Origin of the sequence: Pseudarthrobacter sp. LMD1-1-1.1, assembly GCF_040676255.1 — a bacterium.
In the GTDB taxonomy this organism is placed as follows: Bacteria; Actinomycetota; Actinomycetes; order Actinomycetales; family Micrococcaceae; genus Arthrobacter.
Map to the genome: position 1 here is coordinate 947,887 of NZ_JBEGHP010000001.1, position 16,173 is coordinate 964,059.

The window sequence follows — 16,173 nt, forward strand, 5'->3', positions numbered from 1 at the left end:
CAAGATTACCAGCCGGATCTTCCTGGACGGCGTTCGTGGACAGCGTTCCGGAACGGACCCTAGGCTGGCGCTTATGAAGCTGACCAAATACACCCATGCCTGTGTCCGGCTCGAGAAGGAAGGCGGGGTCCTGGTCCTGGATCCCGGAACCTTTTCCGAATCAGCGGAGGCGCTGTCCGGGGCCCACGCCGTACTGGTGACGCACGAACACGCTGACCATTTGGACACCAAGGCCGTGGTGGAGGCCCTCCAGGGCAGCCAGCACCTTGAGCTCCACGCTCCCGCCGGCGTGGCGGAGCAGCTGCGCCAGGAGGCTCCGGGTGCCGCGGACCGCATCCACGCGGTGGATCCGGGGTCCTCGTTCCAGGCGGCGGGCTTCGACATCCGCAGCTTTGGCGGCCAGCATGCCCTGATCCACCCCCAGATTCCCATGGTGGCCAACATCGGCTTCCTGGTGGACCAGAACGTGTACCACCCGGGGGATTCCTTCATCATTCCGGATGGCATCACGGTCCAGACACTCCTGGTTCCGCTGCACGCCCCCTGGAGCAAGTCCGCCGAGGTAGTGGACTTTGTGATCGGGGTGCGGGCACCGCGTGCGTTCCAGATCCACGACGGGCTGCTCAACGACAACGGCCTGGGAATCGTCGAAGGGCACGTCAAACGGATCGGGGCCAAGTACGGCACGGAGTACCGGCACCTGGCACCGCGCGAGTCGGTGGAGGTCTAGCCGGTCCACTCCCCGGTGTCCAGGAAGCGCGCAATCACCGCTTCGTACGGCGCCGGGTCCAGTCCCTGGCCGGCCAGCCAGTCCCGGTTCCAGTAGTTGCCCGCATAGCGTTCGCCGCCGTCGCACATCAAGGACACGATGCTGCCCCGGCGTCCCTCCGCCAGCATGCCGGCAATTGTCTGCCAGACGCCCCACAGGTTGGTGCCGGTGGACGGGCCGGCGTGCAGGCCCGCGAAGGAGTGCAGGTGGCGCATCGCAGCAACGGACGCCGCATCGGGGACCTGGACCATCCTGTCGATCACCGTGGGAATGAAGCTGGGCTCCATCCGCGCCCGGCCAATGCCTTCGATCCGCGAAGGCAGGCCCGTGGGCTGTGCGGCTGATTCCCCCAGCCAGCCGGGGTAGAACGCGGAGTTTTCCGGGTCCACCACCAGCAGCCTGGTGGGATGGCTGTGGTACCGCAGGTACCGGCCGATCGTGGCGCTGGTTCCGCCGGTGCCGGCGCCCACCACGATCCAGTCCGGCACCGGGTGCGGCTCCAGGCTGAGCTGGCCAAAGATCGATTCGGCGATGTTGTTGTTGCCGCGCCAGTCCGTGGCCCGTTCCGCATAGGTGAACTGGTCCATATAGTGCCCGTTGCAGGTGGCAGCCACCTCTTCCGCCGCCGCGTAGACGTCAGAGGCGTTTTCCACCAGCAGGCATGAACCGCCGAACTTCTCGATCAGCGCGATCTTCTCCGGGCTGGTGGTGCGTGCCATGACGGCGACGAAGGGCAGACCCAGCAGCTGGGCGAAGTACGCCTCCGAAACAGCGGTGCTTCCGCTGGAGGCCTCGACGATGGTGGTGTCCTCCCGGATCCAGCCGTTGACCAGGCCGAACAGGAACAGCGACCTGGCCAGCCGGTGCTTGAGGCTGCCGGACCGGTGGGTGGACTCGTCCTTGAGGTACAGCTGGATGCCCCAGTGCTCCGGCAGGGCCACCGAGTAGAGGTGGGTGTCTGCCGAACGGTTGTTCTCCGCCGTGATGGTGCGGATGGCCTGGTCCGCCCAGTCCCGGTCCGTTCCGCCGCTGCCCGTGCCGGTGCTGCCCTCGATCTTCACCGCACCAGCCTACCCGCGGCAGCCGGACTGCCCGTCTAAAGTTGGACCGTTGCCGGCGCCAGCACATGGCCCGTATTCCGCAGAAGGAGCACCATGAAGCCATTGATCGACGTCCCCGGCCTTGAAGCCAGGCTTGCTTCCGGGCTCCGGACGGTACTGCTGGACGTGCGGTGGGTGCTGGGCGATCCGCATGGCCAGGACCACTACCTGGCGGAGCACCTGCCGGGCGCGGTGTTCGTTGACCTGGCCACGGAGCTTGCTGATCCGGCCGTGCCGGACCGGGGCCGGCATCCGCTGCCGTCCCGCGACCGTTTCCAGGAGTCGGCCCGCCGGTGGGGCCTGCGGAACGGTGACGTGGTGGTTGCCTACGATGACAGCGGGAACATGGCGGCGGCCAGGCTGTGGTGGATGCTGCGCGACGCCGGCGTCCGCGAGGTCTACCTGCTCGACGGCGGTTTGGGCGCCTGGCGTGCCGCCGGCCTGCCGCGTGAGGCGGGCCCGGTCCATCCCGTCCCCGGCGATGTTGAGCTGGGCACCGGGCAGATGCCCGTGGCCGACGCCGGTGCTGCCGCCACCTGGCCGCAGAGCGGCCTGTTGCTCGACGCGAGGGCGGGGGAGCGGTACCGGGGCGAGATTGAACCGGTGGATCCACGTGCCGGCCACATTCCCGGAGCAGTCAGCGCCCCCACCGCTGCGAACCTGGACCAGGCCGGGCGGTTCCTTGCCCCGGCCGAGCTGCGGCGGAGGTTCGAATCCCTGGGCGTGCAGGACGGCCGGCCGTTGGCCGTCTACTGCGGTTCCGGCGTCACGGCGGCGCATGAGGTGGCCGCACTGGAACTGGCCGGGTTCTCCGCTGTGCTCTACCCTGGCTCCTTCTCGGAGTGGTCCAACCGCCCGGACCTGCCGGTCGCCACCGGCGCGGAACCTGGGGACGGCGCGGCTCCGGGTGGAATCTCCGGCGGAGCCGGGGGTAGCGTCGCACTATGACACCAGGACGTCCCGTACCACCGCCCCTTGCCCATCCCATTCCGCCCGTGGCCGGAGCCGCGCCCGCAGCCGCCGGAGCCCCAGCAGTGGCAGCCCCGGACTCCGGCGTGCGCGCCGCAGCGTACGGCGCCGTGTCCGGAGCCAGCGGGCTGGTGCCGCTGACGGTCGCCAGACGCGCCCCAAAACCGGACGATGTGGAAATCGCCATCGAGTTCTGCGGGCTCTGCCACTCCGACGTGCACGCCACCCGCGGAGAATGGGGCGGCCAGACATACCCCCTGGTCCCCGGCCACGAAATCGTGGGAACGGTCAGCAGGACCGGTTCGAACGTCACCGATTTCGCAGTGGGCGACCGCGTGGGCGTTGGCTGCATGGTGGACTCCTGCCGCGAATGCGAAAGCTGCCTGGACGGCCTTGAGCAATACTGCGAAAAGGGGATGACCGGCACCTACGGCGCAAAGGACCGGCGGAACGGGGACGCCATCACCCAGGGCGGTTATGCGTCGTCCATCGTGGTGGACCGCCGCTACGTCCTGCGCGTACCGGAATCGCTGGATCCGGCAGCCGCCGCGCCACTGTTGTGTGCCGGCGTCACCACATTTTCGCCGCTGCGCCACTTCGACGTGGAGGAAGGCGACGTGGTGGGCGTCGTGGGGCTTGGCGGCCTGGGCCACATGGCGGTCAAGCTGGCCAAGGCCATGGGCGCGAAGGTGGTGGTGTTCACTACATCCGAATCCAAGGTTGCGGCCGCCCTGGAACTGGACGCGGATGAGGTTGTCCTGTCCCGCGATGAGGCCGCGATGGCCGCCGCGAACCGCAGCATCGACCTCATCATCGATACTGTTGCGGCCCCCCACGACCTGAACCCCTTCTTCCGCACCCTGCGCGTGGATGGCGCGCTCTTCCAGCTGGGGCTGCCCTCCGAAGCCATGCCGCCGGTCAATCCGGGTGCCCTGATCCGTCGCAGGATCGCCTATGCAGGCTCACTGATCGGCGGCATTGCCGAAACGCAGGAGATGCTCGACTTCTGCGCCGAGCACGGCGTGGCTGCCGATATCGAGATGGTGGCCGCCGGACAGCTGAATGAAGCCTACGACCGGATGGTCGCTGGAGACGTAAAGTACCGGTTCGTGCTGGACACCAGCACGCTGCAGGCAGCAGCCGAGGAGGCAGACGCATGAGCACCCTGTTCACAAAGATCCTGAAGGGCGAGATTCCCGGCCGGTTCGTCTGGCGCGAGGACGACGTCGCGGCGTTCCTTACCACCGGACCGCTTGCCGACGGCCACACACTGGTGGTCCCCACCGAAGAAGTGGACCGGTGGACTGACGCCACGCCGGAGACCCTGGCCAGGGTCATGGAAGTGGCACGGCGGATCGGTGCGGTCCAGGTGGACATCTTCCGCGCCCGGCGGGCCGGGCTGATCGTGGCCGGCTACGAGGTCAACCACCTGCATGTGCACGTGTGGCCGTCGCAAAGCATGGCCGACTTCGACTTCGGCTCAGCGGACCAGAATCCCGATCCCGCAGTACTGGATGCCAACGCCGAAAAGCTCCGCGAGGGCCTCCGGACGGCCGGCTACGGGGACTTCGTACCTGCGGCCTGACGTCCCGTCATCGTCCTGCGTGCCCGGCTTTTGCCGGCCGGGCACGCAGGACGCGCTGAGCAGCAGAAGGTGTTCAGGCCGGGGCGAGGGCCTTGTTCAGCACTGTTCGGATGCGCTTCTCGGACACGGAGTAGGCAGTTCCGAGCTCGACGGCGAACAGGCTCACCCGGAGTTCCTCGATCATCCAGCGCACCTGGGTTAACTCCCGTCCGGCACGCCGCCCCGGCAGCAGCGCCGACACGGCGTCGTCGTAGTCGTCTTCCAGCCGTTGCACCACTGCCATGTTCAGGGCATCCCGCTGCACGTTCCCGGGCAGGCGCTCCAGCCGCTTCTCGATGGCCGCAAGGTACCGCGGAAGCTGGCTGAGCTGGGCGTAGCCCGTGCGTGCCACAAAACCCGGGTACACCAGTTGCTCCAGCTGGCTCCTGACGTCGTTCAGCGCACTGATCAGGGCCAGGCTGGTGGTGCCCTTGAGCTGCTTTTCGATCCGCCGGGTGCTGGCCAGGATGCGCTCGACGACGGCCGTGACCGTGAAGACGGTGTCAATCAGTTCAGCGCGCACCAGCTCATACAGGGCGTCAAAGGCCTGGCGGTCCCAGGGCAGTTCCGGTGGCGTGAGCTTGTCGATGGCCGCCAGCGCACAGTCCGCGATCAGGGCCGACACCGAGCCGTGCGGGTTCTGGCTGAACGTGAGTTTCTCGGTGTTGCTCAGGTGCTCCAGGACGTAGCGGTCCGGCGCCGGAACGCGCAGTGCCAGCAGCCGGATCACCCCGCCGCGCATGGCGTCGAGCTGTTCTTCTGACGTCTGGAACACGCGCAAGGCTACCGTCTTGCCCTGGTCCACCAGCGCCGGATAACCGGTAACTGTGTGGCCCTTGACCATGCTGCTCACCTGGCGTTTGATGGTGCCGAAGGTCCATTCGGTCAGGCCTTCCTGCTCCACGAACCCTGCCGTGGCCGGGGCTCCCGGCACCCCGGCGCCCTGCTGACGGGCCGGTGGGCCGCCGTCGGACGCCTTTCCCTTCCGGCGCTGCCCGTTAGGGGCGGCTCCGGGCGCAGTGGAGGCCGGGGTGGCGCCAAGCGATTCGGCGATGGCACGCCGGGTGGCGGGGGCAAGCTGCTCCTGAAGCCCGGCGAGGTCCTTGCCCTCGCCCAGGACTTTGCCCTTGCTGTCCACCACCTTGAAACTGACGCGCAGGTGCGGGGGGACCGCGTCCCAGTTCCAGGAGCCGGGCGGGATGACCGCGCCGCGGATCCGCCGCAGCGCAAGCTCCAGCGAGGGCTCCAGATCGTCCGTGGCGGGATCGAAGTCGGACTCGAGGACGGCAACTGCCTGCCGGGCGACATCGGGGGCGGGGACGAAGTTCTTCCGGATCTGCTTGGGCAACGACTTGATCAGGGCGGTCACCAGCTCCACCCGCTGGCCGGGGATCAGCCACCGGAACGGGGCGTCGTCGAGCTGGTTCAGGAACAGGACCGGCACTTCGGCAGTGACGCCGTCGGACGGGTCGGGGGCTGAGCCCGGTGCCACCGGATGGAATTCGTACGTCAGCGGAAGCTCGAAGCCCTTGTGTAGCCAGGTCTTCGGGTAGGCGGAGACGTCCAGGTCGTCGGCGTCATCGCTGAGGAGCAGTGACTTGTCGTAATCCAGGAGGTCCGGGTTCTCCCGGCGGGCATCCTTCCACCACTTGTCGAAGTGCCGCTCGGACACCACGTCGGGGCCGATCCTGGCGTCGTAGAACTCGAACAGCGTTTCGTCATCCACCAGCAGGTCGCGGCGGCGCATGCGGGCCTCGAGTTCCTCCACCTCGTGCAGGAGCGCCCGGTTGCGGTGGAAGAACTTGTGGTGGGTACGCCAGTCGCCTTCCACCAGGGCATGCCGGATGAACAGCTCACGGGCAACCACCGGATCCACCCGGCCGTAGTTGATCCGCCGCTGGGCGATGATCGGAACGCCGTAGAGGGTGACCTTTTCGTAGGCCATGACCGCGCCCTGCTTGGTGGACCAATGGGGTTCGCTGTAGCTGCGCTTCACCAGGTCCGGGGCCACCTGCTCAGCCCATACCGGATCGAATTTGGCGGCCACCCTGGCCCAAAGCCGGCTGGTCTCCACCAGCTCGGCCGCCATGACAAACGTGGGGGACTTCTTGAACAGCGCCGATCCGGGGAAGATCGCGAAGCGGCTGCCCCGGGCGCCGGCGTATTCGCGCTTGCGCTCGTCCAGGATGCCGATGTGGCTAAGGAGTCCGGAGAGCAGGCTGATATGGATGCCGTCGTGGTTGCCCACGGGATCCGCCAGGCGCTTGTTGTCCAGCGTGATCCCCAGCGGACGGGCAAGCTGGCGCAGCTGGGTGAAGAGGTCCTGCCACTCCCGCACCCGCAGGTAGTTGATGAACTCGGCGCGGCACAGCCGCCGGAAGGCCGATGACGAGAGCTCCTGCTGCTTCTCCTGCAGGTAGTTCCAGAGGTTGAGGTAGCCGTTGAAGTCAGAGTTTTCGTCCCGGAAGCGGTTGTGCTTTTCCGCGGCAAGTTGCTGCTTGTCGGTGGGCCGTTCGCGCGGGTCCTGGATGGTAAGCGCGGCAGCCAGCACCATGACCTCGCGGACGCAGCCGCGCTTTCCCGCTTCCACGATCATGCGGCCCAGGCGCGGATCCACGGGCAGCTGGGCAAGTTTCTGCCCGACGGCGGTGAGGCCGCCGCCCTGCGGCCCGCCCCTGCCGCCGGCTGCTTCAGCCTTGGTCCCGGTACCTTGGGAGCGCGGGGGAGCCAGGGCGCCGAGCTCGCGAAGGAGGGTGACGCCGTCGTTGATGGCCCGGGTTTCCGGCGGTTCGACGAAGGGGAAGTCCTCCACGTCCTTGGGCCCCCTTGCCACGCCCATGGCGGTCATCTGGAGGATGACGGCGGCGAGGTTGGTCCGCAGGATCTCAGGATCGGTGAACCGGGGCCGGGATTCGAAGTCTTCCTCGGAGTACAGCCGGATGGCGATGCCGTCGGACACGCGGCCGCAGCGGCCCGAGCGCTGGTTGGCCGACGCCTGCGAGACGCGCTCGATGGGCAGGCGCTGGACCTTGGTGCGGTGCGAGTACCGGGAAATGCGGGCGGTGCCGGTATCGATGACGTATTTGATGCCCGGAACTGTCAGTGACGTTTCCGCCACGTTGGTGGCCAGCACGATGCGTCGCTTGGTGCCCGGATGGAACACCTTGTGCTGCTCCTGCAGGCTCAGGCGCGCAAACAGGGGAAGGATCTCGGTGTTGGCCAGCCTGCGGTTGGACTGGATGCGGGCCTGCAATGCTTCCGCGGCGTCCCGGATTTCGCGCTCGCCGGAGAAGAACACCAGGATGTCCCCCGGGGCTTCGGCGGCAAGTTCGTCCACGGCATCGCAGACGGCGTCCAGCGGATCGCGGTCTTCCTCAAGTTCGTCGTCAGAGGCGTCTTCTTCGTCCGCTTTCGGCTGCGAGAGGGGGCGGTAGCGGATTTCCACCGGGTAGGTCCGGCCGGACACCTCCACAATGGGGGCCGGGTCGTCCGGGGTGCCGAAGTGCTTGGCGAACCGTTCGGGATCAATGGTGGCCGAGGTGATGATGACCTTCAGGTCCGGCCGCTGGGGGAGGACCCGCTTGAGGTAGCCCAGGATGAAGTCGATGTTGAGGCTGCGTTCGTGCGCCTCGTCAATGATGATGGTGCTGTACTTGCGCAGCAGTTTGTCCCGCTGGATCTCGGCGAGCAGGATGCCGTCGGTCATGAGTTTGACCTTGGTCGCCTTGCTGACCTCACCCGTGAACCGGACCTGGAAGCCTACTTCCTGCCCGATCTCGACACCGAGCTCCTCTGCGATGCGCTCGGCTACCGTCCGCGCTGCCAGCCGGCGCGGCTGGGTGTGCCCGATGAGGCCTTTCTCGCCCAGTCCCAGTTCCAGGCACATTTTGGGGATCTGGGTGGTCTTTCCGGAGCCGGTCTCGCCGGCGATGATGGTCACCTGGTTGGCGGCGATGGCGGCCATCAGGTCCTCGCGGCGCTCGGAAACCGGCAGCTCGGCGGGATAGGAGATATGAAAAGTCATGGCTGCAGACAGTCTACTGCCGTAGGGAACCGCCCCTTCGTCGTTTCCCGGCCGCCGGCCGCCCTCAGCCGGGCCCGCCGGTGTCCGCGCCGGGAAGTGGTCCGCCGGCTTCCTCCGCGGCGGCCCGCGCGGTATCAACCAGGATGCGCCATGGACCGGTGAGGGCATGCTCGGGCAGGGCAGCCCTGCGCTGCCCGGCCGTGATGGAGTAGATGAAGCGGTCCGGCCGGGGCGCCTCGAAGGCCGCCGCGGCTGCCCGTGGAGTGCTGGGAACCGCATCCCACGGGCAGGCCTCGACAATGGGCTGCCACTGGCTGAGGTCGCTGTCCGTCCGGGCGTCCACCGTCCACACGCGCGTGATTGCCGCGATCCCGCCGGTGCGCTCCACCTTGATCTTCATGGCCTGGCCCCTGGGCTTCCATACGGCCCGGGGCCAGTGAGCGGGCCGCCGGGCAGTGGTTAAACCTTGACCTTCACAGTTTCCCACGCCGCCCCCACGGCGTCATGCTCCGGGGACTCCGGACCAAAAAGGTCGGCGGCAGCGCGGACCGTGGCACGGGCAAAGACGGTGAACGTGGCGGCGGGCGGCAGGGAACCGTTGGTCAGGGTCTCGTACCAGATCCGGCCCGGAGCCTCCCACGCGCAGCCGCCCAGTGCCTCCGCCACCAGGTAGAAGGCGCGGTTGGGGATGCCGGAGTTGATATGCACGCCGCCATTGTCCGCGCTGGTCCGGACGTAGGAGTCCATGGAGTCAGGCTGCGGGTCCTTGCCCAGCACGTCGTCGTCGTACGCGGTCCCCGGCGCCTTCATGGACCGCAGGGCCCGCCCCTGGACCTTGGACGTAAAGAGCCCTTCCCCGATCAGCCAGCTGGCCTGCGCGGTGGTCTGGTTCTTGACGTACTGCTCAACGAGCGCGCCGAAGACGTCGGACATGGATTCGTTCAGGGCACCCGCTTGGTTGCGGTACACAAGCCCCGCCGAGTACTGGGTGACCCCGTGTGCCAGCTCGTGACCGATGACGCTGACGGATTTGGTGAAGCGCTCGAAGACGTCGCCGTCGCCGTCGCCGAAGACCATCTGGCTGCCGTTCCAGAAGGCATTGTCGTACAGCTTGCCGAAGTGCACCGTGGCGTCCAGCTTCAGCCCGCGGCCGTCCACCGAATCCCGCCCGAAGGCGTCGGCATACAGCCTGTGCGTGTTCCCCAGCCCGTCATAGGCCTCGTCCGTAGCGGCATCGCCGGTGGCGGGTCCGCCTTCTTCGCGGACAGGCCTGCCCGGGAGGGTTTCGTCCCCGCCGGCGTCGTAGACGGCGCGGTTGACGGGTCCTGGCTTTTCCGGCCGCAGGCCCGGCGGAAGGGCCGGAACAGCCTGCGAACGCGCAGCCCGGAACGATTCGACGTGGCCCAGCGCCTTCCTGGCGGCGCTTGCCGCGGACGAGAACTCCGGCGCATCCTGCTGCGCCAGCCGCCGGAGCATGTACGGCGGAATGATTGAACAGAATGGAACGTGCATGGCGTACCCCCTCAACTAGGTGAAATCAGCCTAAGAGGAGCCGCCGACAATGACAGGGACGCCACCGGCACGAATTCAGCAGCCGCCGGGCGCTGGAGCGGGCAGGGCTGGGTACGGTAGGCGCATGGCTGAAACCGAAAAGCGAACCAAATCCAGCTCCACCCTGCTGACTGTCATCATCGCCTTCGTGGCGAATGTGCTCGTGGCGGCGGCAAAGTCAGTGGCCGCTGTCCTTTCGGGCTCGGCCTCGATGGCCGCGGAGGCAGCGCATTCCTGGGCGGATACCGGAAACCAGGTGTTCCTGTTCTTCGCGGAGCGCCGCTCTGCCCGGCCCCGGGACAAGAGCCACCCCATGGGATACGGCCGGGAAGCCTATGTCTGGTCGATGTTCGCCGCGTTCGGCCTATTTACCGCCGGGGCAGTGGTGTCCATCATGCACGGCATCCAGGAGATCATTGCCCCTGAACCGGCTGCGGACTTCACCGTGGCGTACATCGTCCTTGCCGTGGCCTTCGTCTTCGAGGGAGTCTCCTTCGTCCAGGCGTTCCGCCAGACCCGGAAGGCGGCCCACGAGCTGGAACGGCACACCCTTGAACAGGTCCTGATCAGCTCCGATCCCACCCTGCGCGCGGTCTTCGCCGAGGATGCCGCCGCGCTGATCGGCCTCGCGGTGGCGTTCGTGGGCGTATTCCTGCACCAGGTCACCGGCTCGCCCCTGCCGGACGCGATCGGTTCGATCGTCGTCGGCGTGTTGCTCGCCGTCGTCGCGGTTGTCCTGATCGACCGCAACAGGCGGTTCCTGGTGGGCCAGGGCGTCACCCCGGACATCGAGCGCTCCATGGCCCGGCGGGTGCTGGAGCACCGCGACATCGCCCGGCTCACCTACCTGCACCTGGAATTCGTCGGCCCGCGCAAGCTGTACCTGGTGGCGGCGGTGGACCTGGAGGGGGACCACCCGGAGCACGAGGTGGCGGTGGCCCTGCGCCGGATTGAGCGTGAGCTGGAGGACCACGAAACGGTAGAGGAAGCCGTCCTGACCCTGGCAACCCTTGACGAGGCAGCCCTGCGTTTCTGAGCCGGCGCCTTCCGGCGGCCCGGACCGGCAGGGGGCAGGACGCACGGGAACGAAAAACCCCCGCCGCTTCAAGAAGCGGCGGGGGTTTCCATGTGCCCTCGGTAGGATTCGAACCTACGGCCTTCTGCTCCGGAGGCAGACGCTCTATCCCCTGAGCTACGAGGGCAATTTCCGGATATCCTGCCGTTCCCGGCGGGACGTCCTAGAGCTTAGCAGGAAGGTGGCCCGCAAGGGAAAACCGCCGCCCGGACCAGTCCAGGGTGGTTGCCGAAGCAGCCTCAGTAGCCCGAGAAAGAGTCCGTCCGGACCCGCCGCGCCCCGGCCCGCCTGGCCGCGCGGCGGAGGGATGCGACGCTTGCGGGCGAGCCGGAAACGTAAACCTCCCGGCGGTCGATATCCGGGACAAGCGCTGCAAGCGCCGTTCCATCCAGCCGGCCGGACGCGCCGGCGGACGCGGAGGCCAGGCCGGCAGGCGGGTCGGAGCCATCCGCCAGCCGCACCAGTACACGCATGCCGGACGTCCCGAGTTCTTCCGCGTAGGCCACCTCATCAGCGCTCCTGGCCAGGAGCAGGAGCACAGCGTCCCGCTCCCGCAGGGCCCCGGAGGACAGGTGGGACACAAATGGCGTGATGCCGATGCCCGCCGCGATGAGCAGCACCGGCCGGCGGGGATCCCGCGGCAGGACGAAGTCGCCGCCCACCGCCGTGGCTGTCACTTCGTCACCCGGCTGCAGCGCCAGGAGCGCCGCCTTTGCCGCAGACAGAGGGCCCGCCGTCCGGACGCCGAACTTCACCAGGCGCTCGTCAGGGGAGCCGGTCAGGCTGTACACCCGGCGCCGGCCTTTTCCATCCGGCCTGGCCTGCGGCAGGTCCAGCTCCATGTACTGTCCGGGAAGGAAACGTACCGGCCGGGCGGGCTCGAACGAGAACTCGGCGGTGGTGGGCGTCAGCGGGCGGGTCCCTGCGAACCGGAGCTTTACGGCCCCGCGCTGGCCCGCCAGGAAAGCCAGCAGGTTGCCCGCCAGCAGCGCCGCCTCCGGGGAGTTGGCCACAATGCCCAAATTCCACGGCACCGCGAAGAGCACCCCAACCACAGCTGCAAGTGCCAGCTGCTGGGGCCGCCGCGGCGGCAATGTCAGGGGCTCGGTCAGCATGAAGCCCACAAAGAAGAGCACAGGACGCTGGGCGAGGGCCTGCCAGACGCCCATCCCGGCCGTCATCCCCGAGCGAAGCAGTTCAAGGGTAATGATCGCGGTGGCTGCCCCCGTGAACACGGATGCCATCAGCACCTTGCGTGTCCGGTGCAGGACCACGAGTACGCCCGGGACCAGCACCCAGAGCATGGCCGGCGTCGCGGCCCACCACGTGGCGATGTTCAGCCCGGTGAGTCCGGTGGCAAACGCGCCGGCCGCGGCGGGATTGAATATGTGCCGTCCGCGCCACGCCAGTGCGTATTTGGACGCCGACGCCAGCACGCACGCCAGCGCCACCCCCGCCAGGTCCCTCGGTTGCAGGGACGGCCAGAACAGGAAATAGAGCAGCAGCCCGGTGATCAGCGAGGACTCGGTATGGGGGTTGACCCGGAAGAGTGCCGCCAGGGCCCGGTTGGCGGCGTAGGTCAAGCCCAGGCACAGCGCCAGGTGTGCCAGCATTTCCGGGATTCCGAACGTCAGCCAGCCCAGCACATTCAGCAGCAGGCTGTAGGCGGCGAGTACTGCCAGGACCACAAGGATGAGCCGGTACATGGTGAACCTGCCCACGGCGGTGCCTATCCGGCCCGTCAGGGAGGGGGCCGGGCCGGTTTGTGGTGTGTCCACGGGGCTCATGCGAACAGCTTCCCTTCGAATTCGGCGGAATAGGCTGCGCTGCCGTCGGAAAAGACCGTCAGCCAGGAAAAGTCGAACGCCTCGTGGAGCAGGGCGCCCGGAACGAAGAAGAGGGCGGTGGCGAGGGCATCGGCAACCATGGCCGTCTCCGCCAGTGCCCAGGTGGCGACGGCGGTCCGGACCGGCTGCCCGGTGGTTCCGTCCAGGACGTGGTGCAGTCCGTCGCCCCAGGCGCGCCGGTTGGCGGCCGACGCACACAGGGCACGGCCCTCCAGGTCCACCACGCCAATCGCCTGTGCCGGGTTGTAGGGGTGTTCAAGCGCCACGCTGACGGGTCCGGTTCCGCGGGCCAGCAGGTCCCCGCCGGCATCAATGACGAACCCGCCCACACCGGCGGCCGCCAGCTCCTGCGCCAGCAGGTCCACCAGCAGGCCCTTGCCGGCGGCGCCAATGTCCAGGACCACCGGGGCGCCGGCAGTCAGGACCGTTCCGGACCACGTGAGGACCGATTCCCAGTCCGGTGCCGGGAGCGGCGGCCCCGCTGCCCGGAGGGAGTACGCTGCGTCATACCCCAGGCGCTCCAAGCTGCCGCCTATGAGGGGTGTCATGGCGCCGTTCGTCAGGTCGTAAAGCTGCCGGTACAGCTCACCCAGTGGCGCGGCCTCCTCCGGGAAGGAGTAGCGTCCGGGCCGCCGGGCCATGGCTGCAACGCGGGAGTCGGCACGGAACCGGGACCACTCGCCGTCGAACTTTTCCACCCTGCCCAGGACCCGTGTCCGCACGGCTGCGGGCAAGGGCAGGGGAGTGGTGATGTGCCAGCCGGTACCGATCCCCTGGAACGAAAAGTCCTCCCGGTCCGTCGCGGACACCGCCTAGTGCGCCTCCGCCTTGATCTTCTCCAGCGCCTGGTTGAACCCTCCGCTGGTCAGTGAGGACCCGGAAACCTTGGAAACGTTGAGTTCATCGATGTTCCTGCCCACCACCTGGGCTGCGATGCCCCCGGCGAACTGGCCCTGGAATTTGCGGGTGTTGGGGTTGGACGGGTGCTGGGTGATCTGGACGTCCGTGACTTTTCCCGCTGCCAGCGTCAGCTGCACACCCACCGTTTCCGTGCCGTTGGGCGAGACGTAGTTGCCGTCCGCACTGTAGGTGCCGTCTTTGTAGGTGCCGCCGCTGCTGGCCAGGGCGGAGGATCCGGCAGTGGGGGCGCCCGGTGCCGCGGCAGTGCCGGGGGTGCTGTCGGCGGTGGACGGCGCGCAGCCCGCCACGGTTCCCGCCAGGGACAGCCCTGCGATACCGGCGAAGAGGCTTCTCCGGAGCAGGACTGTGGAAACAGAAGGGCCCTTTAAGGCAAAAGTACTCCCGGGAGTGACGGGGCTTTTAGGGATGGAGGGTCTCATGAAGGCTCTCGTTTCTCTGTGGGCTGTTCACTTCCGCGGGCTGCCACCTGCTGTGGGGCGGCGCCGTGCGGCAGTGGCTACGGTTTAGTCAACGCCGGATCCGCCCGAATGGTTCACGGAACCGGCCCGGAAGATTTCTTTTGCACTCCGCCGGGGGCACACACAGCCCAAATTCTTTGCTGTCACTGGCCCCCGGTACGCTAGAGGGGTGACTCCCGAAGAACTTTCCCTCGCCATATCCGCCTGCCTCAAGGACGCCGTCGCCGCCGGCGATATCGACCTTGCGGCATCAGCCATTCCGGCTGAGGTGCGCGTGGAGCGACCCAAGAACAGGGACCACGGCGACTGGGCCACCAACATCGCCCTCCAGCTCGCCAAGCAGGCCGGCACCAATCCGCGCGAATTCGCCGCCGTCCTCAGCAGCCGGCTCAAGTCCATCGACGGCGTCTCCGCCGTGGATATCGCCGGGCCAGGATTCCTGAACATCACCGTGGACGCCGCAGCCGCCGGTGCCCTGGCCAAGGCCATCGTCGAGGCCGGCAAAGACTACGGCACCAACACTGCGCTCGCCGGGCGCACCGTCAACATGGAGTTCGTCTCCGCCAACCCCACCGGGCCGCTGCACATCGGGCACACCCGCTGGGCCGCCCTGGGCGACTCGATCGCCCGCGTGCTGCGCGCTTCGGGCGCTGATGTCACCGCGGAGTACTACATCAACGACGCCGGCTCGCAGATGAACACCTTCGCCAACTCCGTCTACTCCCGCCTGCACGGCCTTCCGGTGCCGGACGGCGGCTACCCCGGGCAGTACATCGCCGAGCTTGGCCATGAAGTCCTCACCGCGCACCCGGACATCCGTGAGCTCACCGAAGTGGCCGCCCTGCCGGTCATCCGGGCCGCCGCCTACGAGGCCCAGATGAAGGACATCAAGGCCACCCTGGCGGACTTCGGCGTCGAGTTCGACGTCTTCTTCTCCGAGCAGGAGCTGCACGACGCCGGCGCCATTGAGAGTGCCGTGGCGCGCCTTCGCGAGCAGGGCCACGTGTTCGACGACGGTGGTGCGGTGTGGCTGCGGACCACGGACTTTGGCGACGACAAGGACCGCGTCATGATCCGCGCCAACGGTGAGCCCACGTACTTCGCCGCGGACGCTGCCTACTACCTGTCCAAGAAGGACCGTGGCTTCACGGAGAAGATCTACCTCCTGGGTGCCGACCACCACGGCTACATCAACCGGCTCAAGGCCATCGCCGCCGCTGCCGGTGACGATCCCGAGGTGAACATCGAAGTCCTGATCGGCCAGCTGGTGTCCGTCAACGGCGCCAAGCTGTCCAAGCGCGCCGGCAACATCATCGAACTCAAGGACCTGATCGACTGGCTGGGCAAGGACGCCGTCCGCTACTCCCTGGCACGGTTCCCCGCCGACTCGCCGCTGACCCTTGATCCGGAACTGCTGAAGAAGCACAGCAACGAGAACCCGGTGTTCTACGTCCAGTACGCCCACGCCCGCTCCCGGGGCGCCGCGCGCAACGCTGTGGCCGCCGGCGTCGAACGCCAGGTGGACGGCCAGGACAGCTTCGATGCGTCGCTCCTGGACCACGCCACGGAAAACGAGCTGCTGTCCTACCTGGGCAGCTACCCGTCCATCGTGGCCAAGGCTGCCGAACTGCGCGAACCGCACCGCGTGGCGCGCCACCTGGAGGCCATCGCAGGGGCGTACCACCGCTGGTACGACGCCTGCCGTATTGCCCCCATGGGTGAAGAACCCGTCACGGACCTCAACCGCACCCGGCTCTGGCTTAATGACGCCACCAGCCAGGTGCTGGCGAACGGCCTTGACCTGCTGGGCGTTTCCGCGCCGGAACGGATGTAGG

The 16,173-nt window shown here is 67.8% G+C and carries 13 protein-coding genes and 1 tRNA gene; 6 read left to right on the forward strand and 8 right to left on the reverse strand.

Going from position 1 to position 16,173, the window contains the following annotated elements; genetic code table 11:
• The first annotated feature begins 73 nt into the window (after positions 1-73).
• Complete coding sequence (locus MRBLMD1_RS04565; RefSeq protein ID WP_159631621.1) at positions 74-730, forward strand: MBL fold metallo-hydrolase; 657 nt, start codon at positions 74-76, stop codon at positions 728-730.
• On the opposite strand, the gene MRBLMD1_RS04570 is transcribed toward MRBLMD1_RS04565, so the two are convergent.
• Positions 727-1,830, reverse strand: a complete 1,104-nt coding sequence (locus MRBLMD1_RS04570) for a PLP-dependent cysteine synthase family protein (protein ID WP_364397783.1) — start codon at positions 1,828-1,830, stop codon at positions 727-729. The genes MRBLMD1_RS04565 and MRBLMD1_RS04570 overlap by 4 nt on opposite strands.
• 93 nt (positions 1,831-1,923) lie before the next feature.
• On the opposite strand from MRBLMD1_RS04570, the gene MRBLMD1_RS04575 reads away from it, so the two are divergent.
• Genes MRBLMD1_RS04575 through MRBLMD1_RS04585 form a run of 3 tightly spaced genes read left to right on the forward strand, consistent with a single transcriptional unit; the run spans position 1,924 to position 4,423 of the window.
• On the forward strand, positions 1,924-2,817 hold the full coding sequence (locus tag MRBLMD1_RS04575; protein WP_364397785.1) for a sulfurtransferase: 894 nt from the start codon (positions 1,924-1,926) through the stop codon (positions 2,815-2,817).
• Positions 2,814-3,998: an NAD(P)-dependent alcohol dehydrogenase gene (locus MRBLMD1_RS04580; RefSeq protein ID WP_159631624.1), complete on the forward strand. Its 1,185-nt coding sequence runs from the start codon at positions 2,814-2,816 to the stop codon at positions 3,996-3,998. The genes MRBLMD1_RS04575 and MRBLMD1_RS04580 overlap by 4 nt, the downstream gene beginning before the upstream one ends.
• Positions 3,995-4,423, forward strand: coding sequence for an HIT family protein (locus MRBLMD1_RS04585; RefSeq protein WP_159631625.1), 429 nt, complete (start codon positions 3,995-3,997; stop codon positions 4,421-4,423). Before MRBLMD1_RS04580 ends, MRBLMD1_RS04585 begins: the two co-directional genes overlap by 4 nt.
• A gap of 73 nt (positions 4,424-4,496) precedes the next feature.
• On the opposite strand, the gene hrpA is transcribed toward MRBLMD1_RS04585, so the two are convergent.
• The 3 genes from hrpA to MRBLMD1_RS04600 form a co-directional block, all read right to left on the reverse strand.
• On the reverse strand, positions 4,497-8,486 hold the full coding sequence (gene hrpA, locus MRBLMD1_RS04590; RefSeq protein ID WP_364397788.1) for an ATP-dependent RNA helicase HrpA: 3,990 nt from the start codon (positions 8,484-8,486) through the stop codon (positions 4,497-4,499).
• Positions 8,487-8,550: 64 nt separating this feature from the next.
• Positions 8,551-8,886: a protealysin inhibitor emfourin gene (locus tag MRBLMD1_RS04595; protein ID WP_159631627.1), complete on the reverse strand. Its 336-nt coding sequence runs from the start codon at positions 8,884-8,886 to the stop codon at positions 8,551-8,553.
• Between the two features lie 59 nt (positions 8,887-8,945).
• Complete coding sequence (locus tag MRBLMD1_RS04600; protein ID WP_364397790.1) at positions 8,946-9,998, reverse strand: M4 family metallopeptidase; 1,053 nt, start codon at positions 9,996-9,998, stop codon at positions 8,946-8,948.
• A gap of 124 nt (positions 9,999-10,122) precedes the next feature.
• Between MRBLMD1_RS04600 and MRBLMD1_RS04605 the strand changes: the two genes are divergently transcribed.
• The gene (locus tag MRBLMD1_RS04605) at positions 10,123-11,073 is read left to right on the forward strand and encodes a cation diffusion facilitator family transporter (RefSeq protein ID WP_364397792.1); all 951 of its coding nucleotides are present in this window, start codon (positions 10,123-10,125) and stop codon (positions 11,071-11,073) included.
• Positions 11,074-11,166: 93 nt separating this feature from the next.
• Here the strand turns inward: MRBLMD1_RS04605 and MRBLMD1_RS04610 are convergent.
• The 4 genes from MRBLMD1_RS04610 to MRBLMD1_RS04625 all read right to left on the reverse strand — a co-directional run bounded on the left by MRBLMD1_RS04610 (position 11,167) and on the right by MRBLMD1_RS04625 (position 14,185).
• A tRNA-Arg gene (locus MRBLMD1_RS04610) sits at positions 11,167-11,239 on the reverse strand.
• Between the two features lie 112 nt (positions 11,240-11,351).
• Positions 11,352-12,899, reverse strand: coding sequence for a ferredoxin--NADP reductase (locus tag MRBLMD1_RS04615; RefSeq protein ID WP_364397794.1), 1,548 nt, complete (start codon positions 12,897-12,899; stop codon positions 11,352-11,354).
• Positions 12,896-13,768 (reverse strand): FAD:protein FMN transferase, encoded by an 873-nt coding sequence (locus tag MRBLMD1_RS04620; RefSeq protein WP_364397796.1) that lies wholly within the window; start codon positions 13,766-13,768, stop codon positions 12,896-12,898. Before MRBLMD1_RS04620 ends, MRBLMD1_RS04615 begins: the two co-directional genes overlap by 4 nt.
• A gap of 3 nt (positions 13,769-13,771) precedes the next feature.
• Positions 13,772-14,185 carry an FMN-binding protein gene (locus MRBLMD1_RS04625; protein WP_364398022.1) on the reverse strand — a complete coding sequence of 138 codons (414 nt, stop codon included), beginning with the start codon at positions 14,183-14,185 and terminating at the stop codon, positions 13,772-13,774.
• Between the two features lie 322 nt (positions 14,186-14,507).
• On the opposite strand from MRBLMD1_RS04625, the gene argS reads away from it, so the two are divergent.
• Positions 14,508-16,172, forward strand: a complete 1,665-nt coding sequence (gene argS, locus MRBLMD1_RS04630) for an arginine--tRNA ligase (protein ID WP_159631632.1) — start codon at positions 14,508-14,510, stop codon at positions 16,170-16,172.
• Position 16,173 lies beyond the last annotated feature (1 nt).

Bases quoted from the DNA above. Each gene is read 5' to 3' on its own strand.
- MRBLMD1_RS04565 (WP_159631621.1), top strand. From the start codon at position 74: ATGAAGCTGACCAAATACACCCATGCCTGTGTCCGGCTCGAGAAGGAA.
- MRBLMD1_RS04575 (WP_364397785.1), top strand. From the start codon at position 1,924: ATGAAGCCATTGATCGACGTCCCCGGCCTTGAAGCCAGGCTTGCTTCC.
- MRBLMD1_RS04580 (WP_159631624.1), top strand. From the start codon at position 2,814: ATGACACCAGGACGTCCCGTACCACCGCCCCTTGCCCATCCCATTCCG.
- MRBLMD1_RS04585 (WP_159631625.1), top strand. From the start codon at position 3,995: ATGAGCACCCTGTTCACAAAGATCCTGAAGGGCGAGATTCCCGGCCGG.
- hrpA (WP_364397788.1), bottom strand. From the start codon at position 8,486: ATGACTTTTCATATCTCCTATCCCGCCGAGCTGCCGGTTTCCGAGCGC.
- MRBLMD1_RS04595 (WP_159631627.1), bottom strand. From the start codon at position 8,886: ATGAAGATCAAGGTGGAGCGCACCGGCGGGATCGCGGCAATCACGCGC.
- MRBLMD1_RS04600 (WP_364397790.1), bottom strand. From the start codon at position 9,998: ATGCACGTTCCATTCTGTTCAATCATTCCGCCGTACATGCTCCGGCGG.
- MRBLMD1_RS04605 (WP_364397792.1), top strand. From the start codon at position 10,123: ATGGCTGAAACCGAAAAGCGAACCAAATCCAGCTCCACCCTGCTGACT.
- MRBLMD1_RS04615 (WP_364397794.1), bottom strand. From the start codon at position 12,899: ATGAGCCCCGTGGACACACCACAAACCGGCCCGGCCCCCTCCCTGACG.